This is a genomic window from Mesorhizobium sp. WSM4837 (assembly GCF_055811435.1).
Genome location: NZ_JBVVQE010000017.1, coordinates 95,270 through 120,131, shown reverse-complemented (window position 1 = coordinate 120,131; position 24,862 = coordinate 95,270). Strand labels below are relative to the sequence as shown.

Sequence of the window (24,862 nt, the reverse complement as noted above, 5' to 3'; positions counted from 1 at the left end):
CCCCCCCGGGCCCGGCCCCACATCGGGCGGGCCCCCGCGCGGGGGGGCGGCCGGCCCGCCCCCGGCCGGGCCCCCCGCCGGGGGGGGCCCCCGGGGCGGCCCCCCCCCCCCCCCCCGCCGGGGGCGTCGGTGGCGCTTGGCCGGGCCTGGCGGATTTCGCCGGTCGGCGTCGCCGGCATGCTTGCCGTCGGCGGCCTGTCGATGACGATTTCAGGCTTTGCGCCGATCCATGCCACGGCCAAGGGCTACAGCCAGGCCGATGTGGCACTGCTGCTGTCGGCGATGCCGATCGGCACGTTGATCCTGCAGATCCCGCTCGGCTGGATTTCCGACCGCACCGACCGCCGCTTTGTGCTGGTCGCCGCTTCGGCGCTTGCCATGGTGGCGGGACTGTTCGCGCTGGGCTTCGATGGTGGTGCGCTGGCGGCGCTGGTCGTCATCTATGTGGTCTGGGCCGGCGCGTCGGAATCGATCTATTCGCTGGCCAGCGCACATGCCGCCGACCGCGCCGGCAAGGACGACATGGTGGCGCTGTCCAGTTCACTGCTGTTCGCGTGGTCGCTGTCCGGCTTCATCGTGCCCGGCATCGTGACCGGGCTTTCCGCCGTCTACGGAACCCAGGCCTTCATCCATGTGGCCATCGTCATTGCCACCGTTTTTTGCCTGTTCGTGCTGTGGCGCGTCGTGGCGATGTCGCCTGTTCCCGCCGCCGAGACCGGCAATTTCGCGCCGATGACGGCGCAGGCACCGCTGCCGGTCGATCTTGCCTTTCCGTCCGAAGAGCAGCGCCGGGCGGATAAGTAGCTATACCGGGAATCGTCTCACTGTCTGGTGACGGTTTCCTGCTGCGGTGCTTCCGGCGGTGGCGCGGGTATAGAAATGCCTTCGCTGTCGAAGGCCTGCTTGGCGCGTTTGGTGAGATCGATCTGGGTCGCGAAGAAATCCGCAGCCGAGGTCCAGTAGCGCAAGGTTATGGCGACGTTGCTGTCGCCGACGGTCGCCACAAAGGCAATCGGCGCCGGCTCCCGCCTGACGCGTCGCTCGGCGGCGGCGACGCCCAGCATGGTCTTTTGAGCGAGATCGATATCGTTCCACGAGCCGATGGTCAGGGTGATATCGGCGCGGCGGACGCCGTTGCGTGTAAAATTGCGGACGGGCTGGTTCCACAGCGTCGAATTGGGAGCGAGCACGTAAACGCCTTCGACCGTTCTCAGTGTGGTGGCGAACAGCCCGATTTCCTCGATGGTCCCGGAAATGACCCCGACCTCGACATATTCGCCGATACGGAATGGTCGCAGCGCCAGCAGCATGATGCCGGCGGCAATGTTCTGCAGCGTGCCCTGCAGCGCCAGGCCGATGGCCAGGCCGATGGCGCCAATGGCGGCAATGATCGAGGTCGTCTGGACGCCGAACTGGCCGAGCACCATGACGACGACGAGGATCAGTATGGCGTAGCGGACGATCCTAGAGAAGAAGTGGCGCAGCGTCGTGTCGAAGCCATGGATATGGCCGAGGCCGGCGTAGATCGAGCGCTTGGCAAGGCCAGCGACGATATAGCCGAGGACCAGCAGGATGACGGCGCCGATGGCCGAGAACGAGTACGAGACGATCAGCGCGCTGAGCTGCGCAAGGCCGGACTGCACGGTAAGGAGAGCGTTCTGAGGGTCGACAGGCATGAGGGGGATCCGATTGGTCAATGCGCCGATAACCCTCGCCGGGCGGCAAGAGTTCCGATTTTTCTTCAACTGCGGAACTGGAGGAACGGTTCTTCGTTGGCTACGGCAGGGCTGCCGTCTTGAAACTGCAACGCAACTCTGCCTATCTAAGGGGTGTCACCTGCTTTGAAGGGTGATTTGGTTGTTCTTGCTGCGAAAGGAAATACACTGAGAACAGCACTTTGGAAGAAGGCCGACATCGTGCCTTCGCCGGCCGGGATCAGCGTAAACGACGCCGTGTCCCGCGCCATCAAGACAGTCCTTGCCAGTCTGGAAGACTCCAAGGCCGAAAACATCGTCTCAATCGACATTCAGGGAAAATCGAGCCTCGGTGACTATATGGTCATCGCGTCCGGCCGATCGCACCGTCATGTCTCGGCTGTCGCCGATCATCTCCTCAAGGCGCTCAAGGATGCCGGGCTCGGCACCGCGCGCGTCGAGGGACTGGCCGGCGCCGACTGGGTCCTGATCGATTCGGGCGACATCATCGTCCATGTCTTCCGCCCCGAAGTCCGCGACTTCTACAATCTCGAAAAGATGTGGCAGGCGCCGGACCTCGAGGAAGAGACCCTCCACTGAGCCGTATTGGTTGATGTATGTCGTTTACCAAAACCAGTGACCACTTTTGGTGACATGCATTAGCGGCTCTTCGAGGCAGGGATGAAAATCACCGTTCATGCCGTGGGCCGGATGAAAGCCGGCCCCGAGAAGCTGCTCGCCGACCGGTATTTCGAGCGCTTCGCCAGGAGCGGGCCGGCCGTGGGGCTCGAATTCTCAGGGGTCGTCGAGATCCCGGAGGGCCGCGCCCAGACCGCCAACGAGCGTCGCCGCGAAGAGGGCCAGAAACTGCAGGCGCAGTTGCAGCCTGGCACCGCGCTGATGCTGCTCGACGAACGCGGCAAGAGTTTTTCCTCCGAGGATTTCGCCGGGCGCATCGGCCTGCTGCGTGATAGCGGCCGCAAGGCGCTGGTCATCGCCATCGGCGGCGCCGACGGTCATGACCAGTCGCTGCGCGATCAGGCCGACCTGACGGTGTCGTTCGGCGCGCTGACATGGCCGCACCAACTGGTCCGTGTCATGTTGGGCGAGCAGCTTTACCGGGCGGCCACAATCCTGTCCGGCCATCCCTATCATCGCTCGTGAGCCGTTGCAGGTTCAACCGAAACCGGTGGATTGGCGTCAGCCGCCCGGATTTTCGCCTCAATGCGTCACGAGGCTGTTTTGCGGTCGGCGGGCTCTCGAACATGGTTGATTGTTCGTTAACGAAGCCACGCATAGAGTCGGGCTTCAATGGCTGAAGGTTGGAAATCGCGAACGGGCTTTTGGCGCGCAGGCTGCGGCTTGGCAGCGGCGGTGCTTGTGCTGTCGCTCGGTGCCGCGCGGGCGCAGAGCAGGCTCGACATGGCGCCTGATCCCGACCAGAGCCGCGCCGAATACGAACGGATATCGCAGGAGATCACACTGTCGTCGGAGCGGCTGGCCAAGCTCGCCGCCGACATGGCGACGGTCAAGAAGGACCATGCCTCGATCACCGCGGCGCTGATCCAGTCGGCGATGACCGAGCAGAAGCTCGGCCAGGACATCGAGGACATCGGTGCCAAGCTGGAAGGGCTGAAGGGCGACGAGCAGAAAATCCGTGCCTCACTGGCTGCCAGACGCGACGTTCTGGCCGAGGTGCTGGCCGCGCTGCAGCGCATGGGGCTCAATCCGCCGCCGGCCATCCTGGTCAAGCCGGAGGACGCGCTGTCGTCGGTGCGCAGCGCCATTCTGCTCGGCGCCGTAGTGCCGGAACTGCGCCAGCAGACCGAGATATTGCTGGCGGAGCTCAAGGAGCAGTCACGGGTGACGGCCTCGATCGAGGCGGAGCGGGCGCGGCTGACGGCGGCAGTCGCCGAGCAGACGGCGGAAAAGAAGCGGCTCGGCATGCTGCTCGAAGCCAAGCAGAAGCTCGAGGCCGAGACGCAAACGGCCCTGGCGGCGGAAAAGCAGCGATCCGCAGCACTGGCGGCCAAGGCCGGCAGCCTGAAGGAACTGATCGCCTCGCTTGAGGCCGACAAGGCCCGCAAGGCTGCGGACGCGGCGAAGGCAGGCGAGCAGAAGGCCGCCGCACAGAAAGCCGGGGAGCAGAAGGCAGCGGGTGCCGACAAGGCCCCGGCACTGGGGGCTCCGGCGCAGACGGCTCCGGCACACAAGGCCCCGGAACAGACGGAACTGGCGGCCCTGCCGGTGCCGGAAGCCAACCGGCTCACCGCCGCTGCGCCGTTTTCGGCGCTTCAGGGGCAGATCGCGTTGCCGGTCACCGGCAAGATCAAGCGGCGGTTCGGGGCCAGCGACGGTAACGGCGCAGTGATGCTCGGTGACATGGTTGCGACACAATCGGGAGCCATCGTCACCGCGCCGGCGGACGGAAATGTACTTTATGCGGGACCTTTTCGCTCTTATGGTCAACTCTTGATCCTGAACGCAGGTGACGGCTATCATGTCGTTCTCGCGGGGATGAGCAGAATCAGCGTCGCGTCTGGCCAGTCGGTGCTCGCAGGAGAGCCGGTCGGCGCGATGGGAGAGGCCCGGGTGGCGAGCACCTCGGCATCGAAGAATGGAAATGCCACGCCGGAACTCTATGTTGAGTTCCGCAAGGATGGAAAACCCGTCGATCCGACCCCATGGTGGGCGGACCGTTTGTCTGGAAGGACGTGAGATGATGCGGAAACTGTCGCTTCTGTTTGCCGGTGCGCTGATGGGCGCATCCGCGATGAGCCTGGTCTATGGCGCGCCCGGCTCGACGGCGAACGCTGCGGGCTCCGAGACCTATAAGCAACTGGCGATCTTCGGTGATATTTTCGAGCGGGTGCGGGCGCAATATGTGACGCCGCCCGACGACAAGTCGCTCGTCGAAAACGCCATCAACGGCATGCTTACCTCGCTCGACCCGCACTCCTCCTATATGAACGCCGAAGAGGCGCAGGACATGCGCGTGCAGACCAAGGGCGAGTTCGGCGGCCTCGGCATCGAGGTCACCATGGAGAACGACCTGGTCAAGGTGATCACGCCGATCGACGATACGCCGGCTGCCAAGGCGGGCGTGCTTGCCGGCGACTATATTGCCAAGATCGACGGCGAAGAGGTTCGCGGCCTGAGCCTCAACGATGCGGTCGAGAAGATGCGCGGGCTGGTCAACACGCCGATCAAGCTCACCATCCTGCGTCAGGGCGCCGACAAGCCGATTGAACTGACGGTGGTGCGCGACATCATCAAGGTCAAGGCGGTCAAGTTCCGGGTCGAGAACGACATCGGCTACATCAAGATCACCTCCTTCACCGAAAAGACCCATGATGATCTCGAGAGCGCCATCGAAACCATCGAGAAGCAGGTGCCGAAGGAAAAGCTCAAGGGCTACGTGCTCGATCTGCGCCTCAATCCGGGCGGGCTGCTCGATCAGGCGGTGAGCGTGTCCGACGCCTTCCTCAACCGTGGCGAGATCGTCTCGACGCGCGGCCGCGATCCGAAGGACGTCACCCGCTTCGACGCGCGGCCGGGCGATGATATCGACGGCAAGCCGCTGGTCGTGCTCGTCAATGGCGGCTCGGCCAGTGCGTCCGAAATCGTCGCCGGCGCGCTGCAGGATTTGCGCCGCGCCACGGTCGTCGGCACGCAGTCGTTCGGCAAGGGTTCGGTGCAGACCATCGTCCCGCTCGGCGAGAACGGCGCGCTGCGCCTGACAACGGCGCTCTATTACACGCCGTCCGGCAAGTCGATCCAGGGCAAGGGCATCACGCCCGACATCAAGGTCGACCAGCCGTTGCCGCCGGACCTGCAGGGCAGGGACCTGACGCGCGGCGAGTCGGACCTGAAGGGCCACATCAAGGGCAGCGAGGAGGGCGATGCCGGTTCAGGCTCGGCAGCCTACGTGCCGCCGGAGCCGAAGGACGATCTGCAGCTCATCTTCGCCCAGCAGTTGCTGCGCGGCGAGAAGACCGATCCGGCGTTCCCGCCGAATCCGGACAAGGCTGTGCTGAACCAGTAGGTGCCGTGCTGAACCAGTAAAAGTCGATCAGCCGGACAACAGGTCTGGCTGCCTGATCGAAGCGATGTAATGCTGCCGGGGCTGCAAGGCCTCGGCAGTTTGATTCGGGGACCGCGGCTGGGGATGCGGCTTGGCTGACATCGGTAGTGACATCGAACGCCCACTCGGGCAGGCCGTCCGGCCGCCGCGCGCGGCCCGCAGGATCAGCGCTGGCGTGGTCGCGGCCACTGTCGTGGTGCTGGCCGTGATCGGCGTCTCCGGGGCGATTGCGCTGCGTGAAAGGCCGTTTCGAAAGCCGGAAGAAGTCGCCGTTTCGACGCCGAAGGCGACAGCCGTGGTCGAACCCGCAGCGCCGGTCACTGAACCGGCGCCGAAGGCCGAAGCAGCGTCCAAGGCGAGCATACCCAAGACGGGCGGGTCCAAGGCAAGCGGATCCAAGACGGGCGGGCCGCAGATCATCCACATGCAGACCGAAGCGGGCGACGGTCCGCCCGGGGCCATCGTCATCCACGACCCTTCGACGACCGGCCAGAACCTGAGGATCGCGCATATTCCCGACAGGGCACTGGTCGAGTCTGGCGAAACCGGTCCATTGCCGGTTCGTGCTGCCGACGGCAGGCGGCCGTTCGATGTCTATGCGCGACCATGGTCCGGCGCGCGCGGTGCGCGCGTGGCGATCGTCATCGGCGGGCTTGCCGTGTCACAGACCGGCACGCAGGCTGCCATCGCCAAGCTGCCGGCCGAAGTGACGCTGGGCTTCGCGCCGCAGGGCAACAGCATCGGCCGCTGGATGCAGGCGGCGCGGCAGAGCGGCCATGAGATCGTCATGCAGGTGCCGCTCGAACCGTTCGATTATCCGAATGTCAATCCCGGCCGCAACACGCTGACGGTCGTGGCGACACCCGACGAGAATTTGGAGAATTTGCGCTGGGCGCTGTCGCGGACGACCAATTACACCGGCGTCATGAACTATATGGGCGCTCGTTTTTCGGCCGATGCGGCGGCGATGGGGCCACTGATGGCCGAGCTTGGCAGGCGCGGCCTGGCCTATGTCGACGACGGTTCGTCGGCACGCAGCCTGGCGCCCGAACTGGCGTTGAAGAACGGTGTGCCGTTCGCCGCCGGCGACACGTCGATCGACGCCGTGCGTGACCGCGGCGCCATATTGAAGAAGCTGGACGAACTGGAAGCAACCGCGCGGGCGAAAGGCTTTGCCGTCGGCATCGGCTCGGCCTTCGACCTGACGGTCGACACCGTGTCGTCCTGGGTGATCGAGGCCAAGAAGCGCGGCATCGAGATCGTGCCGATTTCGGCAGTGGCGGTGGATCCGGAAAAAGGTTGAGCATGGCGAAGAAAAAACCGGTCGACCCCGAGACGCTGCCCTATCGTCGCTGCGTCGGAGCGATGGTCCTCAACGGAGACGGGCTGGTCTGGGTCGGGCATCGCATTGCCGAGCCGGACAGCGAATTCGCCGGCACGACGCAGCTCTGGCAGATGCCGCAGGGCGGCATCGACAAGGGCGAAGAGCCGCTGCAGGCGGCACAGCGGGAACTCTACGAAGAAACCGGCATGCGCAGCGTCTCGTTGCTGGATGAGGCGCCGAACTGGATATTTTACGACCTGCCGGCCCATCTGGTCGGCGTCGCCTTCAAGGGAAAGTATCGTGGCCAGACGCAAAAATGGTTCGCCTTCCGCTTTCACGGCGATTTGAGCGAGATTGAGATCAATCCCCCGCCGGGCGGCCACACCGCCGAGTTCGACAGATGGGCCTGGCGGCCAATGGAGGAATTGCCCGACCTGATCGTTCCGTTCAAGCGTCAGGTCTATGAGGACGTGGTTGCGGCATTCCGGCATCTGGTTGCGTAGGCCTGGCGCAAGCCGCGCTCGCGCCGACCACGGTTGCCGCGTCGGCGCGGTGGCCTTATTGATGGCCGATCCGCTGCAGACGGGATTGGCATGAACGGCACTTCCAAAAAATCTCTTTCTGAAAGGGCCGTCAAAGCCGCGCCGATCAGCGAAGTGGCGGCCGGCGCCATATTGACCGTCGATCTCAGCGCCATCCGCGAAAATTACCGGCGGCTCAAGGCGCGGTTGGGCGGTGTCGGCTGCGCCGGTGTCGTCAAGGCCGACGGCTACGGGCTCGGCGGGCCGCAGGTGGCCGCGGCGCTGGCGGCCGAAGGCTGCGCCGTTTTTTTTGTCGCGCATCTGGCCGAGGGTGCCTTGCTGCGCCAGGCGCTCGGCGCACGGGCGGCGATCCATGTGCTGAACGGCGTTCAGCCGGGCGCCGAAAGCGAAGCCGTCGCAGCGGAGCTGGGCGTGGTCATCAACAGCGCCGGCCAGCTCGCCGCCTGGCGCGCGGCGGCGCAGCGGGCCGGCCACAAGCTCAAGGCTGCAATCCAGGTCGACAGCGGCATGTCGCGGCTCGGCATGGCGGCAGCCGAGGTGGAGGCCGTCGCTGCCGACCCGCAGGCTTTCGATGGTATTGACGTCACCATCGTGATGAGCCATCTCGCTCGCGCCGACGAGCCCGAACATCCGGCCAACGAGCAGCAGCGGCTGGAATTCGAGAGGCTGCGCAGGATGCTGCCAAATGCGCCGGCCTCGCTCGCCAATTCCTCCGGTATCTTTCTTGGGCAGTCCTTTCACTACGACCTCGCCCGACCCGGTGCGGCGCTCTACGGCATCAATCCGACGCCTGCGCAGGAAAATCCGGTGCTGCCGGTGCTGCGGCTTCAAGCAAAAATCATCCAGACGCGCAGCCTCGAGAGGGGAGCCGGCGTCGGCTATGGCCATATTTTTCACGTCACCGATTCGCTGATCGCCGCAACGATCTCGCTTGGCTATGCCGACGGCTGGCATCGACGTGCGGCCTCGGCCGCCTGGTTCGAAAATGTGCGCTTGCCGTTCCTGGGCCGTGTGTCGATGGATTCGATCGTCCTCGACATTTCGGCCCTGCCGCCCGGCAGGCTGAAGGCGGGCGACCTCGTCGAACTGATCGGCCCGTCGCAGACGGTCGACCAGGCGGCCGGCCATGCCGGCACCATCGGCTATGAAATCCTGACCAGCCTCGGACACCGCTTTCACCGGCGCTATGTGAATGGATAGCGCGCGGGCTTTTTTTAGGCATGTGTCGTCGTCCCAAAACCTCCTGCCTACTTTTGGGCGACATGCTTGGGCACTTGGCCGACGCGGTAAAATCCGGCAGACAGAAAGCCACGATGCGCCCGCTGACAAGACATCGTTCTGGAGAGCTATGCGATGAAGATCTTCGTGCTGGGCGGCGGCGTCGTCGGGGTCACCACTGCTTATTACCTGGCCGAGGCCGGCCATGAAGTGACGGTGATCGACCGCCAGAAGGGCCCGGCGCTGGAAACCAGCTTTGCCAATGCCGGCGAGATCTCGCCAGGCTACGCCTCGCCCTGGGCCGGTCCCGGCGTCCCGCTGAAGGCGATCAAATGGCTGCTGATGAAGCATGGTCCTCTGGTGGTGCGGCCGACACTCGATCCACATATGTGGATTTGGCTGGTCAGGATGCTGCGCAACTGCACCGCCGAGCGCTATGCGGTGAACAAGTCGCGCATGGTGCCTTTGGCCGAATACAGCCGCGACACGCTGAAAGCGCTGCGCGAGGCGACCGGCATCGCCTATGACGAGCGCAGCAAGGGAACGCTGCAGCTTTTTCGCACGCAACAGCAGCTCGATGGCACACCCGGCGATGTCGAGGTGCTGAAGACATATGGCGTTCCCTACGAGATCCTCGATCCCGACGGCTGCATCGCGGCCGAGCCGGGCTTGGCAGGGATCCGTGAAAAGCTCGTCGGCGGTCTGCGGCTGCCGGGCGACGAGACCGGTGACTGCAAGATGTTCACTGACCGTCTGGCAGAGCTCTGCGCAGCGCGCGGCGTCACCTTTGAATACGACACGTCGATCAGGCGCATCGTGCGCAAGCGCAACCAGATCGCCAACATCAATACGAGCAAGGGATGGAAGGCCGCCGACGCCTATGTGATGGCGATGGGCAGCTATTCGGCAAAGTTCATGCGCTATCTGAAACGACCTATCCCGGTCTATCCGGTCAAGGGTTATTCGATCACCGTGCCGATCAAGGATGCTGCCGCAGCACCGGTCTCGACGGTGATGGACGAGACTTACAAGGTGGCGATCACCAGGCTCGGCGATCGCATCCGCGTCGGTGGCACCGCGGAGATTTCCGGCTTTGACCTGACGCTGCATGAATCGCGGCGGCGCACGCTCGAACATTCGCTCGGCGACCTTTTTCCAGGCAGCGGCGACATGCGGTCGGCGACTTTCTGGTGCGGGTTGCGGCCGATGACGCCGGACGGGCCGCCGCTGATCGGCCGCACCGAGTTTTCCAACCTCTATCTCAACACCGGCCACGGCACGCTCGGCTGGACCATGGCCTGCGGCTCGGCCAAGGTCCTGGCCGACATCATTTCCAGCCGGGTGCCGGACATCGATGTCCGCGATCTTGGACCGGAGCGATACCACCGGTAGGATCGGAAGGATCCTTCACGCATTTGAGCGGGGTGAGAAACTTGCCGCGTGACTCGGGATCAGGGTCCAACACACCTCGCCGCGTCAGAGAAAATATCGTCAGACGAACAGGCTTCGCTCCCGTTCCACCGCCCTGGTGATGAAGCTCGCGACGATCTGGACGCGGCGCAGCGGCCTGACCGATTCGTGATAGACCAGCCAGTAGGCGCGGCGAATGGGCGCGACGATGTCGACGGCCACCAGTTCCGGCATCGAGTGGGCGACAAAAGTGTGCAGGATGCCGATGCCGGCGCCGGAGCGCACCGCTTCGGCTTGGCCGAGCGCCGAGGAGATGGCGAAGCTCGTGCGCCAGTCGGCACTGAACTCGGCCGCATAGTCGAGCGAGGGGCTGACGATGAGGTCCGGCACATAGCCGATCAGCGTGTGCCGGCCAAGCTCGGCCGGCGTCTGCGGCAAGCCATGCGCGTCGGCATAGGCGCGGGACGCGAACAGGCCGAGCGTGTAATCGACCAGCTTTCCCGCCACCAGCCTGCCTTCGGTCGGTCGCTCCACGGTGATGGCGATGTCGGCCTCGCGCCTGGACAACGAGAAGGAACGCGGCACCGGCACCAACTGGATGGTGAGTTCGCGGTGAAGCGCCGTCAGTGCGCCGAGTCGTTTGGCCAGGAAGGCAACGCCGAAACCATCAGGGGCGCCGATGCGCACGGTGCCGGAGACGTCGTCGCCTTCGCCCGCCACGGTCGCGCGCGCGGCGATCATGTCGCCTTCCATGCGCTCGGCGATGTCGAGGAAACGCTCGCCCGCCGGCGTCAACTCGCTGCCGGTGGTCAGCCGGCGAAAGAGTTTTGTGCGCAGCGCATCCTCGAGCGCGGCTACGCGGCGCGAGACAGTGGCGTGGTTCAGCTCCAGCCGCTTGGCCGCGCCAAGTATCTGGCCGGCACGCGCCACCGCAAGAAAGATGCGGACGTCATCCCAGTTCATGAGGAGGGTCCGGATGACAATCGTCGACGTTGCGTTCCGTGGGGGGCGCGAAGGAACTCAATTTCTCTATCCTTGCCGCTAAGGGACCTGCGTCCCTATCACTTGCGGCAATTGATGCACAGGCGTCGCTCGCACTCTATTTTCTGCACAACGGTTGCGTTTCCGCTCACGTTGCCATCGGCGGCGCAAAGGCGGACAATGCCGCATCACAAATACAGGGAGAGAAAACCATGATCGACTACGGTCATTTCATCGGCGGCAAGCGTGTCGCCGGGACCAGCGGCCGCAAGCAGGACGTCATGCAGCCGATGGACGGCACGGTGCGCGGCACCGTGGCGCTGGCTTCGCAGGCGGAGCTGCGCGCAGCCGTGGAGAACGCCAAGGCGGCGCAGCCTGGCTGGGCGGCGACCAATCCGCAGCGGCGCGTGCGCGTCCTGATGAAATTCCTCGAACTGGTCGCCCGGGAATATGATGCGCTGGCCGACATTCTGGCGCGCGAGCACGGCAAGACCATCGCTGACGCCAAGGGCGACATCCAGCGCGGCCTGGAAGTGGTCGAGGTCTGCATCGGCGCGCCGCACATGATGAAGGGCGAGTTCACCGACGGCGCCGGCCCCGGCATCGACGTCTATTCGATGCGCCAGCCGCTCGGCGTCGTTGCCGGCATCACGCCGTTCAATTTTCCGGCGATGATCCCGTTGTGGAAGATCGCGCCGGCTATCGCTTGCGGCAACGCCTTCATCCTGAAGCCTTCGGAGCGCGACCCGGGCGTGCCGATGCGCATCGCCGAACTGTTCATCGAGGCCGGCCTGCCAGCGGGCATTCTCAATGTCGTCAACGGCGACAAGGAGGCGGTCGACGCCATCCTCGACGATCCCGATATCAAGGCCATCGGCTTTGTCGGCTCGACGCCGATCGCCCAGTACATCTATTCGCGCGGCTGCGCGGCCGGCAAGCGCGTGCAGTGCTTCGGCGGCGCCAAGAACCACATGATCATCATGCCCGACGCCGACATGGACCAGACCGTCGACGCGCTGATCGGCGCCGGCTACGGCTCGGCCGGCGAGCGCTGCATGGCGATCTCGGTGGCTGTCCCGGTCGGCAACGATACCGCCAATCGGCTGATGGAAAAGCTGGTGCCGCGCGTCGAAAGCCTGAAGGTCGGCCCATCGACGGATTCGTCCGCCGATTTCGGCCCGCTGGTGACGGCGCAGGCGCTGGAGCGGGTCAAGGGCTATGTCGATACCGGCGTCAGGGAAGGCGCCAAGCTGGTCGTCGACGGGCGCGGCTTTTCCATGCAGGGCTATGAGAACGGCTACTATATGGGCGGCTGCCTGTTCGACAACGTGACCGCCGATATGCGCATCTACAAGGAAGAGATTTTTGGGCCGGTGCTCTCGGTAGTGCGTGCGCCGACCTACGAGAACGCGATCAAGCTCGCCAACGATCACGAAATGGGCAACGGCGTCGCCATCTTCACCCGCGACGGCGATGCCGCCCGCGATTTCGCCTCGAGGGTCCAGGTCGGCATGGTCGGTATCAACGTGCCGATCCCGGTGCCGATCGCCTACTATACGTTCGGCGGCTGGAAAGCGTCTTCCTTCGGCGACCTCAACCAGCACGGACCGGACGCATTCCGGTTCTACACCAAGACCAAGACGGTGACCTCGCGCTGGCCGTCAGGTGTGAAGGACGGCGCCGAATTCGTCATCCCGACGATGAATTAGCCGGACGGTTGCTTGTCTGCGCGTCCTCGCCTTCGGCTGCGGGCGCACGGGCAGGCGTGAAGGACGGGGCCAAGTTCGTCATCCCGACGATGAATTAGCCAGTCGACAAACAGCTCCAGATTTTATGATTGAAGACGAAAAGGGCCCGGCCAGAAACCGGGCCTTTTTGCTGACCGGTCGCGGCCGCGTGTATGCCTGAACGCTAATGTGATGGAACCAGGCGGACTGCAGAAGCCTTAACTTGCAATCCTGCCGCAAAGGAGATGCGGCAGATCGACCAACGGCGTTGACGACAGCTTCGGGGGGTACGGCCGGCGCAAGGAGGTGTGAGATGACACGTCTCATGGTGTCGATACTTGGCGCGGCGGCTGCCGCGTTTTCCGCGGCCCCGGCAACAGCGGCCGAACAATGCGCGCCACGAGCCGACATGATCAAGGCGCTCGGCGAGAAGTTCCGGGAAAATCCAACCGCGATCGGCGTCGTCAATCCGAATGTGATTGTTGAAGTCTTCGTTTCCGATCAGGGCACGTGGACCATCCTCGCCAGTGACACACGCGGTCAAAGCTGCGTGGTTTCGGTGGGTGAAGGCTGGGAGAGCGCGGTGAAGACAGCGGCGCTGCCAGGGACCTGAGCCGCCTAGCGGGTGGCAGCCGCCTTAGCATAGCCGCGCGCAGGCCGCGGTTCTCGGCGACGACCATGAAACGATCCACAGGCGCCCCAGCGGGCGCCTGCTTGCGCTTTTTTGTTGCCGACACCATATATGGAACATAGTGGGAACATTTTGATTCGTCCCCGCTGATGACAGACCGGAACACGGAAAGGAACGACGCGATGATGATGACGTCGGGACCGGCCTGGATCGTTCCGGCAAAATGAGGGCTCTTCCTTTGCCGGACGTGATGGCAAAGGAGATGCCCTATGGCGCGCAAATCGCTGTTGGTTGGGTTGAAAACCCTCATTCTTGCTGGCGCATCGGCGGTGGGTACGAACGCCGCAAGCGCCCAATATCAATACTGCGTTGAACATCGCGATCTCGTCGCCCACCTGAGCGAGCAGTTCCAGGAAAGACAGTTTGCTTTCGGGCTGATCGGTCAGATGGCGATTATGGAAGTCTATGTCGCCGACAGCGGAAGCTGGACGATCATCGTCACCGACGTCGCCGGCAGAAGCTGCATTGTCGCGGCCGGCGAACATTGGGAAAACGTGGTGATCCCGACCGACCAGGACGCCTGACGAATTGAGCGATGCTCAGCGCCTGTGGGCGGAACTCAAAGAGCCTGCCGAAGCTTGCTGCCGATCTCTATCGCGTAGCGGCCGCCGCGGCATGGCCGCGCAGCAGCGCCATCAGACGCTTGGCATCCTTGGCGGCGGCGTCCTCGTCGCCGTCGAGGATCGAGCGGATCAGCGCGACATGGTGCTCGGCCGATTCGGCAAGCCCGGTGTCGGCCTTGTAGCGGAACCAGAAGCGGCGGCTGTGGGTCTGCAACGGGGCCGCCAGCCGCGCGGCGAAGGGATTGTCGGCCGCCAGCGCCAGCGCCTCGTCGAGCGCCTTGTCGGCCTGAATGAAGGCCAGCACATTGCCCGATATCACCGCCCTCTGCATGGCCAGTGCCGCGTCGTGAAACAGGTCGGCCGCCTCGCGGGTGACGAAGCGGGCGGCCGAGCGGGCAAGAACCACCTCGACGCCACGTCGTGCATCGAGAACGCGCAACCAGTCGCCGGGATGCAGCGGGGCAATGGCGATGCCGGCACGCGGCCGGACATCCAGCAGTCCCTCCCACGCCAGCCGCTGGATCGCCTCGCGCACCGGCGTGCGGCCGAGCCCCAGCCTGTCGATCAGCGCGCCTTCGGTGATGAAGCTTGCAGGCGCCAGTTCGAGCGTCACGATCATGTGCTCGAGCACGCGGTAGGCTTTCGCCGCCACTGGCTCGAATGCCGGGCTTGTTTCATTGAATATCAAAGGCGAGCTCCTGATATATTTTTGGTATATCATAGCGAAATCCGTGTTGACAGCCCGTTTCCTAATAAATATACGACTGATATATCAGATGGAGCACCGCTATGTGGACCGGAGTTTTCCCCGCCGTCACGACCAAATTCACTGAGGACGACCGCCTCGACCATGCCGAGATGGAACGCTGCTTTGCGCTGCAGATGGAGGCTGGCTGCGACGGCATCATCGTCTGCGGCTCGCTCGGCGAGGGGCCGATGCTCTCGCATGACGAGAAGATCGATGTGCTGAAGACCGCGCAAAAGATCGCCGGCGGCAAGCCGGTTCTGCTGACTGTCAACGAACCTGGCACCCGCGAGGCGGCGGCGATCGCGCGCCGCGCCGCCAGACAGGGCGCCAACGGGCTGATGCTGGTGCCGAGCCCGATCTATCACACCAATGCGGAGGAGACGGTTGCCGCACTGCGCGCCGTCGCCGAGGCCGGCGACCTGCCGGTGATGATCTACTCCAACCGGCTTGCCTACCGCGTCGACGTCACCGTCGATCAGATGGAGGAACTGGCGAAGGACAAGCGCTTCGTCGCCATCAAGGAATCCTCCGACGACATCCGCCGCTCGACCGAAATCATCAATCGCTTCGGCGACCGCTACGATTTGTTCACCGGCGTCGACAATCTGGCGTTCGAGGCGCTGTCGGTCGGCGCCATCGGCTGGGTGGCGGGGCTGGTCACCGCGTTCCCGCGCGAGACGGTCGCGATCTACCAATTGATGAAGCAGGGCCGCCGCGAGGAGGCGCTGACAATCTACCGCTGGTTCCGGCCGCTGCTCGACCTCGACGTGTCGACCTATCTGGTGCAGAACATCAAGCTCGCCGAAGTCCTGGCGATCAACACCAACGACCGCGTGCGCATGCCGCGCCAGCCGCTGTCGGGCGAGCGCCGCAAGATGGTCGAGAAGATCGTCCGGGATGCGCTGGCGGCGCGGCCGGAGCTGCCGAGGTTTTGAGGCAGGCTCTCTTCTCCCCGTTTACGGGGAGAAGATGGCGGCAGCCAGATGAGGGGCAGCGCCCACGTGCAAGGAATTTCCAAGTCGGCAAAAGCGGGGCGCCGCCCCTCATCCGCCCTTCGGGCACCTTCTCCCCGTGAACGGGGAGAAGGTGAGGACATCGCCATTATCGGCGCCGGCATCATCGGCATCTGTGTCGCCGCCTATCTGGCCGAGGCGGGGCGAAACGTCACGATCTTCGATCGGACGGGGATCTGCGAGGAAACGAGTTCCGGCAATGCCGCCGCCCTGGCCTTTTCCGATGTGCTGCCGCTGGCCCACAAGGGCATGATCAGGCACTTGCCGAAATGGCTTGCCGATCCGCTCGGCCCGCTCAGCATCCCGCCGGCCTATCTGCCGAAGCTGCTGCCCTGGCTTATCCGCTTCTGGCGCGCCGGACGAAGCGACCGCTACGCGGGCAGCCTCGCGGCGCAGGCCGGGATGATGCGGCTCGCCGAGGCCGAATGGGCCGGGCTGATGGCGCGCTCGGGCACCGGAAATATGCTGCGCGAGGACGGCTCGCTCGAACTTTACGAGAGCGAGACCGAGTTCAAGGCGTCGCTGCGCGGCTGGGCGGCGAGGCAACGGTTCGGCATCGGCTTCAGCCATGTCGAGGGCGATGCGCTCGCCGCCTTGCAGCCGGGCCTGTCGCCGCGTTTCGTCAAGGGCACTTTCGTGCCGGGATGGAAGACCGTTACGGATCCGAAATTATTGGGCAAAGCGATCTGGGCCTATGCCGAAACCAAGGGCGCGCGTTTCGAAAAGGCTCGGATCGACCACGTCGGGACGGGACAGGACGGCGCGACATTGACGCTGGCCGACGGCACGGTGCGGCAGGCACAATGCCTCGTCATCGCCGCCGGCGCCTGGTCGCATCTCCTGGCGAAACATATCGGCGACCGCATCCCGCTCGAGACCGAGCGCGGCTACAACACGACGCTGCCGAAGACCGCCTTCGACGTGAAGCGGCAACTGATCTTCTCCGGCCACGGCTTCGTCGTCACGCCGCTTGAAACCGGCGTGCGCGTCGGCGGCGCGGTCGAGCTCGGCGGCATTGAGCGGCCGCCCAACTACGCCCGCTCGAAAGCGCTGCTCGACAAGGCACAGAAATTCCTGCCGGGGCTTGACCCGGCCGGCGGCCGCGAATGGATGGGATTGCGGCCATCGCTGCCGGATTCGCTGCCGGTGATCGGTGGCGCCAGGCGGGCCGGCACGATAGTCTATGCCTTCGGCCACGGCCATCTCGGCCTCACCCAGGCGGCTGCCACCGGACGCCTGGTTCGCGATCTCATTCTCGGCCAAAATCCGGTGTTTGATCTGTCTCCGTTTTCTCCGAACCGCTTCTGACGGGATCTAGAAATGGCGCGCCACTCCTTCTTCTGCATCGACGGTCACACCTGCGGCAATCCGGTGCGGCTGGTCGCCGGGGGCGGACCGCTGCTCAACGGCGCGACGATGATGGAGCGGCGCGCGCATTTCCTGGCCGAATATGACTGGATCCGAACAGGGCTGATGTTCGAGCCGCGCGGCCATGACGTGATGTCCGGCTCGATCCTCTATCCGCCGACGCGGCCCGATTGCGATATCGCCATCCTGTTCATCGAAACCTCGGGCTGCCTGCCAATGTGCGGTCACGGCACCATCGGCACGGTGACGATGGCCATCGAGCACGGGCTGGTCAAGCCGAAGACACCGGGCTTGCTCAGGCTGGACACGCCGGCCGGCCTGGTCACCGCCGAGTACAGGCAGGTCGGCGACTATGTCGAGGAGGTGCGCATCACCAACGTGCCGTCCTTCGTCCATGCGGAGGGTCTGACTGTCGAATGTCCGCAGCTCGGCGAGATCAGCGTCGATGTCGCCTATGGCGGCAATTTCTACGCCATCGTCGAGCCGCAGAAGACCTATCGCGACATGGCCGACCACTCTGCCGGCGACCTCATCGCCTGGAGCCCGGTGGTGCGGCAGCGGCTCAACGAAAAATACGCCTTCGTGCATCCCGAGAATCCCGGCATCGGCCGCCTGTCGCACATACTGTGGACGGGTGCGCCGACCGACAGCCAGGCGGATGCACGCAACGCCGTCTTCTACGGCGACAAGGCGATCGACCGCTCGCCTTGCGGCACCGGCACCTCGGCGCGGATGGCGCAGCTTCACGCCAAGGGCAAGCTTGGGACCGGCGACGAATTCGTCAACGAATCGATCATCGGCTCGCTGTTCAAGGGCAGGGTCGAGAAGGAAGTCACGGTGGCGGGCAAGCCGGCGATCGTCCCCTCGATCGGCGGCTGGGCGCGCATGACCGGATTGAACACGATCTTCATCGACGATCGCGATCCGTTCGCGCACGGATTCGTCGTCAAATAGAGAGAGAATCCTGACGCAGGGGAATCGAACAGAATGCAAGGATCGATTGCCCAGACGGCGCAACGATCCCGCTCATCAACTTATTTTTACGGCGATTCTTTCGAAGCAGCGTGCATTTTGACGACGAATCGCCAAAGACATTGCGTTAGGCCAATGATAGGGTCGGCGATAGTCCAGAGGCCGGGAAGGGAAGAACGGGCAATCCGATTGCGTGCTTCAAAATCACGCATGCCGATTAAAGAATGACGTTGCAATCCGGGCTCGAAACTTTACGACTAGGGGAAATACGAAAAGGAATGCGTCTGCATGGGCGACATTCCAGGGGAGCCACGACAGCATGCAGTATTTTGTCCAGCAGCTTATCAATGGGCTGACGCTGGGATCGATCTATGGACTGATCGCGATCGGCTACACGATGGTCTACGGCATCATCGGCATGATCAATTTCGCCCATGGCGACATCTTCATGGTCGGCGCCTTCGCCGCCCTCATCGTTTTCCTCATCCTCGGCGCGATGTTCTATTCGGTGCCGGTGGTGATCGCGCTGCTGGTCATGATGATCGTCGCGATGCTGTTGACCAGCCTGTACAACTGGACGATCGAAAAGGTAGCCTACCGGCCGTTGCGCGGGTCGTTCCGGCTGGCGCCGCTGATCACCGCGATCGGCATGTCGATCGCGCTGTCGAACTTCGTCCAGGTGACGCAGGGGCCGCGCAACAAGCCGATCCCGCCGATGGTGTCCAAGGTCTATAATATCGAGGGCGTCAGCGTGTCGCTGAAGCAAATCGTCATCGTCATCGTCACCGCGCTGCTGTTGGCGCTGTTCTGGTACCTGGTCAACAAGACCTCGCTGGGTCGAGCCCAAAGGGCTTGCGAGCAGGACCGCAAGATGGCGGCGTTGCTCGGCATCGACGTCGACCGCACCATCTCGATCACCTTCGTCATGGGTGCGGCCCTCGCCGCCGTCGCCGGCACGCTGTTCCTGATGTATTATGGCGTTATCGCCTTCTCCGACGGTTTCACGCCGGGCGTGAAGGCGTTCACTGCGGCCGTGCTCGGCGGCATCGGCTCGTTGCCCGGCGCCGTGCTCGGCGGGCTCATGATCGGCTTCATCGAAAGCATGTGGTCGGCTTATTTCTCGATCGACTACAAGGACGTCGCGGCCTTTTCCATCCTGGCGATCGTGCTGATCTTCCTGCCTTCCGGCATTCTCGGCCGGCCAGAAGTCGAAAAGGTCTGAGTTCATGGCGGTCACCACGTCTCCGGAGCGCGACATCGTCGCCACTCCCATGCAGCGCGCTACGCGCGAAGCGCTTTATGCCGGCGCCATCGCGCTCGGCCTGTTCGTGCTGTTCATCGGCCTGAGGACCGATCAGAACATCTCCAACGAGCTGATCCTTGTACAGCGCTGGTGGCTTCTTGCAGTCGTGGTCGTGCTGACCATGGCCGGCCGTTTTCTCTATGTCGCCTACGGACAGCCTTTCCTGGCAAATCAGAAGATCGTCGACGTCGCCACCGGCCTGCTGCCGCAGAGCATGGCGGCGCGGTTCTTCCGCCTGCCGTATTTCATCGCTGCCATCGTCACAGTGGCCGTGCTGGTTTTCCTTGCCGGCTCCCTTGACGGATTGCTGGGGCCCGGCCTGGCCGGTTATGCACGGTTCCTGAGAGCGCTGGCGACCATCTACGCCCTCGCCTCGGTGATGTTTTATTTCCGAACCTTCATTCATGCCCATTTCTCGGCGTTGGGCATAACCGCACTGGCGCTCTACCCGATCATCGTTGTGCTGGTGCTTGCTGTGTATGGAGGATCGGTGGCCGCCGGGTTCCAGGGTTCTCTGAAATGGGTCGACAATTACGGCATTCAGATCCTGATCTATGTCATGCTGGCCTGGGGGCTGAACATTGTCGTTGGCCTCGCCGGCCTGCTCGACCTTGGTTATGTCGCCTTCTATGCCGTCGGCGCCTATGCCTATGCGCTGCTCGGTACGCAATACGGCCTGTCGTTCTGGATCCTGCTGCCTGCCGCCGGCGCCATGGCCGCCTTCTGGGGGGTGCTGCTCGGCTTTCCGGTGCTGCGCCTGCGCGGCGACTACCTGGCGATCGTGACGCTGGCCTTCGGCGAGATCATTCGTCTCGTGCTGATCAACTGGCGTGAGGTTACCAACGGCTCGGCCGGTATCTCCGGCATTCCCAAGGTCACGTTTTTCGGGCTGATGTCGTTCAACGTCTCTGATCCGAACTATATCGCCAAGGTCTTGGACATCGCCACGTCGAGCGCCTATTACAAGATCTTCCTCTACTACCTGATCCTCGGGCTCTGCCTGCTCACCGCCTTCGTCACCATAAGGCTTAGGCGCATGCCCGTCGGCCGCGCCTGGGAAGCGCTGCGCGAGGACGAGATCGCCTGCCGCTCGCTCGGCATCAACACCACCACCACCAAGCTCACCGCCTTTGCCACCGGCGCCATGTTCGGCGGCTTCGCCGGCTCGTTCTTCGCCGCGCGGCAAGGTTTCGTCAGCCCCGAATCCTTCATCTTCCTGGAATCGGCCATCATCCTCGCCATCGTCGTGCTCGGCGGGATGGGTTCGCTGGTTGGCATCGCCGTCGCCGCCATGGTGATGATCGGTGGCACCGAGGTGCTGCGCGAACTCGATTTCCTGAAGCAGGTCTTCGGTCCCGACTTCACGCCGGAACTCTACCGCATGCTGCTGTTCGGCATGGCCATGGTCATCGTCATGCTGTGGAAGCCGCGCGGCTTCGTCGGCAGTCGTGAACCGACAGCCTTTCTCAAGGAGAGGAGGGCTGTATCCGGCTCCTTCACCAAGGAGGGCCACGGCTGATGAGCGATGCGAACCCATCCGTGAACGATGCCATCCTGCAGGTCGAACATCTGTCGATGAAGTTCGGCGGTCTGGTCGCCATCGGCGACCTGTCCTTCCAGGTCAGGCGCGGCGAGATCACCGCGCTGATCGGGCCGAACGGCGCCGGCAAGACCACCGTGTTCAACTGCATCACCGGCTTCTACAAGCCGTCTGAGGGCATGCTCACGCTCAACCGGCGCGACGGCTCGAGCTATCTGCTCGAACGGCTGCCGAACCATGAGATTCCGGCGCGAGCCAAGGTGGCGCGCACCTTCCAGAACATCCGCCTGTTTTCCGGCATGACGCTGCTGGAGAACCTGCTGGTGGCGCAGCACAACAAGCTGATGAAGGCGTCCGGCTACACTGTCCTCGGCCTGTTTGGCTTCAGCGGCTACCGGACGGCGTCGGCCGAGTCGATCGATCTCGCCAGGCACTGGCTGGAAAAGGCCGACCTCGTCGATCGAGCCGACGATCCGGCCGGCGACTTGCCCTACGGCGCGCAGCGGCGCCTGGAGATCGCGCGGGCGATGTGCACGGGTCCGGAACTGCTCTGCCTCGACGAACCGGCGGCAGGGCTCAATCCGAAGGAATCAATGGCGCTCAACGCGCTCCTTATGGACATCAAGGACAACACCGGCACCTCGATCCTGCTGATCGAGCACGACATGGCGGTGGTCATGCAGATTTCCGACCATGTCGTGGTGCTCGAATACGGGCGCAAGATCTCGGACGGCAGTCCGCATGCGGTGCGCACCGACCCGCGTGTCATCGCCGCCTATCTCGGCGTTGAAGACGAGGACGTCGAGACGGTGCTGATCGAGGTCGGCGACGAAGACGTCATCGAGCAACTCGACACCGGCCCGGATTCGACGCACGGTCCGGGCTCGTCGTCCTCGTATTTCGCCGGACCGGTGACCGACACGGTCGGACACAGTGAGGGCGAACGCGTCACGGTGTCGAAGCGCGCGTCGAAAGCCGGGCAGGTCGATGCAAGGTCGGGCGCGGCGGCAAGGCCCGCATCGCCGGCCGAAGCCGACGCGAAATCCTCCGCGGCAAAGCCGGACGCCAAGGCTCCGGCAAAGCCCAAGACACCGGGCGACTCCAACCGGGGCGGAGGGAATGAATGATGGCCGGCACAACGCTGCTCGACATCAAGGGTGTCCAGACCTATTACGGCAACATCAGGGCGCTGAACGGCGTCGATGTCACCGTCAAGCAGGGCGAGATCGTGGCGCTGATCGGCGCCAATGGCGCCGGAAAGTCGACGCTGATGATGACCATTTTTGGTGCACCACGGGCGCGGGCGGGCACTATCACCTTCGCCGGCACCGACATCACCCAGTTGCCGACCCATGAGATCGCGCGCATGCGCATCGCCCAGTCGCCGGAGGGCCGGCGCATCTTTCCGCGCATGACGGTGATGGAAAACCTGCAGATGGGCGCCAGCCTCGACGACCTCAAGCACTACGACGAGGACGTCGAGAAGGTGTTCTCGCTGTTTCCACGCCTGAAGGAACGCATTGCCCAGCGTGGCGGCACGCTGTCGGGCGGCGAGCAGCAGATGCTTTCGATCGGACGTGCGCTGATGGCGCGGCCGAAACTGCTCTTGCTCGACGAGCCGTCGCTGGGCCTGGCGCCGCTGATCGTCAAGCAGATCTTCGACGCCATCCGCGAGTTGAACCGCACGCAGGGGCTGACCGTGTTCCTGGTCGAGCAGAACGCCTTCGGCGCGCTGAAGCTCGCCACGCGCGGCTATGTCATGGTCAACGGCAACGTGACGATGAGTGGCACCGGCAAGGAACTGCTCGCCGATCCGGACGTGCGCGCCGCCTATCTCGAAGGCGGCCATCACTGAGTTCAGGAGTCTTCATCATGCAGGGCATTCTCTATGAGGAACCCTCGGTCTGGCAGTTCTTCTTCGTCACCTGCCTGCTTGGCGGCTGGGCGGCGTGGATGACGGGCAAGGCCTGCGCCCAGACATGGCGCAGCTTCGTCCACTTGTTCGCCTATATGCTCGGCCTCGGCATCGCCGTGAGGTTCATCCATCACGCGCTGTTCGGCGGCACGATGTTCTCGCTGCACTACTACATCGTCGACACCATCGTCCTGATGATATTGGGCTTCATCGGCTATCAATACACGCGCACCAACCAGATGGTGACACAGTATAGCTGGCTCTACGAAAGAGCATCGCTTTTGAGTTGGAAACCAAAAGGTTGACGTTCATTATTAACGCCGTTTCGGGGATGAATCGGCGTGACAAGTGCCTGAAAATCGGCAAAGTACGCTTTCTGCGAGTAAAGGTGGGCATCGCATGAAAGCATCATCCACGCCCACTCTGTAAATGGGAGCGTTTTACATGAGAAAATCACTTTTGTCCGCCGTCGCCCTGACCGCGCTCGTCGCGTTCAGCGGAAGCGCGTGGGCTGACGTCCTGATCGGAGTTGCCGGTCCGATCACCGGCCCGAATGCCGCCTTCGGCGCGCAGTTGCAGAAGGGCGCCGAACAGGCTGTCGCAGACATCAATGCGGCCGGCGGCATCAACGGCGAGCAGGTCAAGCTCACGGTCGGTGACGACGTCTCCGATCCGAAGCAGGGCATTTCGGTCGCCAACAAGTTCGTCGGCGACGGCGTCAAGTTCGTGGTCGGCCACTTTAACTCGGGCGTTTCGATCCCGGCATCGGAAGTCTACGCGGAGAACGGCATCCTCGAGATCACGCCGGCCGCGACCAACCCGCAGTTCACCGAGCGCGGCCTGTGGAACACGTTCCGTACCTGCGGACGCGACGACCAGCAGGGCAGCATCGCCGGCGCCTATCTCGCGGAGAACTTCAAGGATGCCAAGATCGCGGTCGTCCACGACAAGACGACCTATGGTCAGGGCCTTGCCGACGAGACCAAGAAGGCGATGAACGCTGCCGGCGTGACGGAAGTCATGTATGAAGGCGTAAATATCGGCGACAAGGACTTCTCGGCGTTGATCGCCAAGATGAAACAAGCCGGCGTTTCCATCATCTATTGGGGTGGTCTGCACACCGAAGCCGGACTGATCATCCGCCAGGTGGCTGACCAGGGCCTCGAGGCCACGCTGGTTTCCGGCGACGGCATCGTGTCGAACGAACTGGCCTCAATCGCCGGTGACGCGGTTGCGGGCACGCTGAACACGTTCGGCCCGGATCCGCGTCTGATCCCGGCGAACAAGGAACTGGTCGAGAAGTTCCGCGCGCAGGGCTTCGAGCCGGAGGCCTACACGCTTTATTCCTACGCCGCCATGCAGGCGATCGTGGGAGCCGCCACAGCCGCCAAGTCGAACGATCCGATGGAAGTTGCCAAAGCTCTCAAGGCCAACGGCCCGTTCAAGACCGTGCTGGGCGATCTTTCCTACGACGAGAAGGGCGATCCGACGCTGCCTGGCTACGTCATGTACGAATGGAAGAAGGGCGACGACGGCAAATACACCTACGTCCAGAAGATGTAAGCCTGTCGACGACGACGACAATTCCGGAATGCCCGGCGCCTCGCGCCGGGCATTTTTCGTGTGTGCCGTTTTACCTTTCGTCGGAGCACCCTTTGCGCATTCGAGGGGACGCGCGGCGCTCTACCCAATGAGTGGATTTAAATCGGTTTAATCGTCGCCGCCCGATTTTGTTTGCGCTGCAGCATTTTCGCGTTAATCATGGCGCA

23 protein-coding genes and 1 pseudogene are annotated in these 24,862 nt (G+C 63.7%); 21 read left to right on the top strand and 3 right to left on the bottom strand.

The window, feature by feature from the left end; all coding sequences use genetic code 11:
* On the top strand, window positions 1-804 hold an 804-nt coding region (locus AC0L3D_RS12790; protein ID WP_473644556.1), incomplete at its 5' end, for an MFS transporter.
* A gap of 17 nt (window positions 805-821) precedes the next feature.
* Here AC0L3D_RS12790 and AC0L3D_RS12785 read toward each other — a convergent pair.
* Window positions 822-1,676, bottom strand: a complete 855-nt coding sequence (locus tag AC0L3D_RS12785; RefSeq protein WP_473644554.1) for a mechanosensitive ion channel family protein — start codon at window positions 1,674-1,676, stop codon at window positions 822-824.
* A gap of 240 nt (window positions 1,677-1,916) precedes the next feature.
* Between AC0L3D_RS12785 and rsfS the strand changes: the two genes are divergently transcribed.
* From rsfS to AC0L3D_RS12745, 8 genes are all read left to right on the top strand, one after another.
* A complete protein-coding gene (gene rsfS, locus AC0L3D_RS12780; protein ID WP_023800052.1) occupies window positions 1,917-2,294 on the top strand; it encodes a ribosome silencing factor in 378 nt (125 codons plus the stop codon).
* An 81-nt stretch (window positions 2,295-2,375) separates the two neighbouring features.
* On the top strand, window positions 2,376-2,858 hold the full coding sequence (gene rlmH / locus AC0L3D_RS12775; protein ID WP_473644552.1) for a 23S rRNA (pseudouridine(1915)-N(3))-methyltransferase RlmH: 483 nt from the start codon (window positions 2,376-2,378) through the stop codon (window positions 2,856-2,858).
* Window positions 2,859-3,005: 147 nt separating this feature from the next.
* Window positions 3,006-4,412: a murein hydrolase activator EnvC family protein gene (locus AC0L3D_RS12770; protein ID WP_473644550.1), complete on the top strand. Its 1,407-nt coding sequence runs from the start codon at window positions 3,006-3,008 to the stop codon at window positions 4,410-4,412.
* 1 nt (window position 4,413) lies between these two features.
* Window positions 4,414-5,739, top strand: coding sequence for a S41 family peptidase (locus AC0L3D_RS12765; protein WP_023800050.1), 1,326 nt, complete (start codon window positions 4,414-4,416; stop codon window positions 5,737-5,739).
* 130 nt (window positions 5,740-5,869) lie between these two features.
* A complete protein-coding gene (locus AC0L3D_RS12760; protein ID WP_473644548.1) occupies window positions 5,870-7,081 on the top strand; it encodes a divergent polysaccharide deacetylase family protein in 1,212 nt (403 codons plus the stop codon).
* 2 nt (window positions 7,082-7,083) lie between these two features.
* Window positions 7,084-7,605 carry an RNA pyrophosphohydrolase gene (locus AC0L3D_RS12755; RefSeq protein ID WP_128171132.1) on the top strand — a complete coding sequence of 174 codons (522 nt, stop codon included), beginning with the start codon at window positions 7,084-7,086 and terminating at the stop codon, window positions 7,603-7,605.
* A gap of 90 nt (window positions 7,606-7,695) precedes the next feature.
* Window positions 7,696-8,844, top strand: a complete 1,149-nt coding sequence (alr, locus tag AC0L3D_RS12750; RefSeq protein WP_473644546.1) for an alanine racemase — start codon at window positions 7,696-7,698, stop codon at window positions 8,842-8,844.
* A 153-nt stretch (window positions 8,845-8,997) separates the two neighbouring features.
* Complete coding sequence (locus AC0L3D_RS12745) at window positions 8,998-10,254, top strand: D-amino acid dehydrogenase (RefSeq protein ID WP_473644544.1); 1,257 nt, start codon at window positions 8,998-9,000, stop codon at window positions 10,252-10,254.
* 99 nt (window positions 10,255-10,353) lie between these two features.
* On the opposite strand, the gene AC0L3D_RS12740 is transcribed toward AC0L3D_RS12745, so the two are convergent.
* Window positions 10,354-11,235, bottom strand: a complete 882-nt coding sequence (locus tag AC0L3D_RS12740) for a LysR family transcriptional regulator (RefSeq protein WP_287224954.1) — start codon at window positions 11,233-11,235, stop codon at window positions 10,354-10,356.
* Between the two features lie 230 nt (window positions 11,236-11,465).
* On the opposite strand from AC0L3D_RS12740, the gene AC0L3D_RS12735 reads away from it, so the two are divergent.
* The 3 genes from AC0L3D_RS12735 (at window position 11,466) to AC0L3D_RS12725 (ending at window position 14,195) form a co-directional block, all read left to right on the top strand.
* Window positions 11,466-12,962, top strand: coding sequence for a CoA-acylating methylmalonate-semialdehyde dehydrogenase (locus AC0L3D_RS12735; protein WP_023800044.1), 1,497 nt, complete (start codon window positions 11,466-11,468; stop codon window positions 12,960-12,962).
* A 331-nt stretch (window positions 12,963-13,293) separates the two neighbouring features.
* Window positions 13,294-13,593 carry a hypothetical protein gene (locus tag AC0L3D_RS12730; protein WP_023800043.1) on the top strand — a complete coding sequence of 100 codons (300 nt, stop codon included), beginning with the start codon at window positions 13,294-13,296 and terminating at the stop codon, window positions 13,591-13,593.
* 287 nt (window positions 13,594-13,880) lie between these two features.
* Window positions 13,881-14,195, top strand: coding sequence for a hypothetical protein (locus tag AC0L3D_RS12725; protein ID WP_023800042.1), 315 nt, complete (start codon window positions 13,881-13,883; stop codon window positions 14,193-14,195).
* A 67-nt stretch (window positions 14,196-14,262) separates the two neighbouring features.
* On the opposite strand, the gene AC0L3D_RS12720 is transcribed toward AC0L3D_RS12725, so the two are convergent.
* Complete coding sequence (locus tag AC0L3D_RS12720) at window positions 14,263-14,955, bottom strand: GntR family transcriptional regulator (RefSeq protein WP_084833754.1); 693 nt, start codon at window positions 14,953-14,955, stop codon at window positions 14,263-14,265.
* Between the two features lie 68 nt (window positions 14,956-15,023).
* Here AC0L3D_RS12720 and AC0L3D_RS12715 point away from each other — a divergent pair, with 68 nt between their 5' ends.
* The 9 genes and pseudogenes from AC0L3D_RS12715 (at window position 15,024) to AC0L3D_RS12675 (ending at window position 24,656) form a co-directional block, all read left to right on the top strand.
* On the top strand, window positions 15,024-15,917 hold the full coding sequence (locus AC0L3D_RS12715) for a dihydrodipicolinate synthase family protein (RefSeq protein ID WP_473644541.1): 894 nt from the start codon (window positions 15,024-15,026) through the stop codon (window positions 15,915-15,917).
* 48 nt (window positions 15,918-15,965) lie between these two features.
* Window positions 15,966-17,303: an NAD(P)/FAD-dependent oxidoreductase gene (locus AC0L3D_RS12710; RefSeq protein ID WP_473644540.1), complete on the top strand. Its 1,338-nt coding sequence runs from the start codon at window positions 15,966-15,968 to the stop codon at window positions 17,301-17,303.
* A gap of 12 nt (window positions 17,304-17,315) precedes the next feature.
* Complete coding sequence (locus AC0L3D_RS12705; protein ID WP_473644538.1) at window positions 17,316-18,317, top strand: 4-hydroxyproline epimerase; 1,002 nt, start codon at window positions 17,316-17,318, stop codon at window positions 18,315-18,317.
* Between the two features lie 337 nt (window positions 18,318-18,654).
* On the top strand, window positions 18,655-19,557 hold the full coding sequence (locus AC0L3D_RS12700; RefSeq protein ID WP_023800038.1) for a branched-chain amino acid ABC transporter permease: 903 nt from the start codon (window positions 18,655-18,657) through the stop codon (window positions 19,555-19,557).
* Between the two features lie 106 nt (window positions 19,558-19,663).
* Window positions 19,664-21,157 (top strand): annotated as a pseudogene (gene livM, locus AC0L3D_RS12695) (high-affinity branched-chain amino acid ABC transporter permease LivM); the annotation flags it as partial.
* Entirely contained in the window at window positions 21,157-22,305 is a 1,149-nt protein-coding gene (locus AC0L3D_RS12690; RefSeq protein ID WP_473644536.1) for an ABC transporter ATP-binding protein, read from the top strand. The pseudogene livM and the gene AC0L3D_RS12690, both read left to right, overlap by 1 nt.
* The gene (locus AC0L3D_RS12685) at window positions 22,305-23,033 is read left to right on the top strand and encodes an ABC transporter ATP-binding protein (protein ID WP_023800035.1); all 729 of its coding nucleotides are present in this window, start codon (window positions 22,305-22,307) and stop codon (window positions 23,031-23,033) included. Before AC0L3D_RS12690 ends, AC0L3D_RS12685 begins: the two co-directional genes overlap by 1 nt.
* A gap of 17 nt (window positions 23,034-23,050) precedes the next feature.
* Window positions 23,051-23,398 (top strand): DUF6867 family protein, encoded by a 348-nt coding sequence (locus AC0L3D_RS12680; RefSeq protein ID WP_023800034.1) that lies wholly within the window; start codon window positions 23,051-23,053, stop codon window positions 23,396-23,398.
* Window positions 23,399-23,537: 139 nt separating this feature from the next.
* Window positions 23,538-24,656 (top strand): branched-chain amino acid ABC transporter substrate-binding protein, encoded by a 1,119-nt coding sequence (locus AC0L3D_RS12675; RefSeq protein WP_023800033.1) that lies wholly within the window; start codon window positions 23,538-23,540, stop codon window positions 24,654-24,656.
* The last annotated feature ends 206 nt before the right edge of the window (window positions 24,657-24,862 follow it).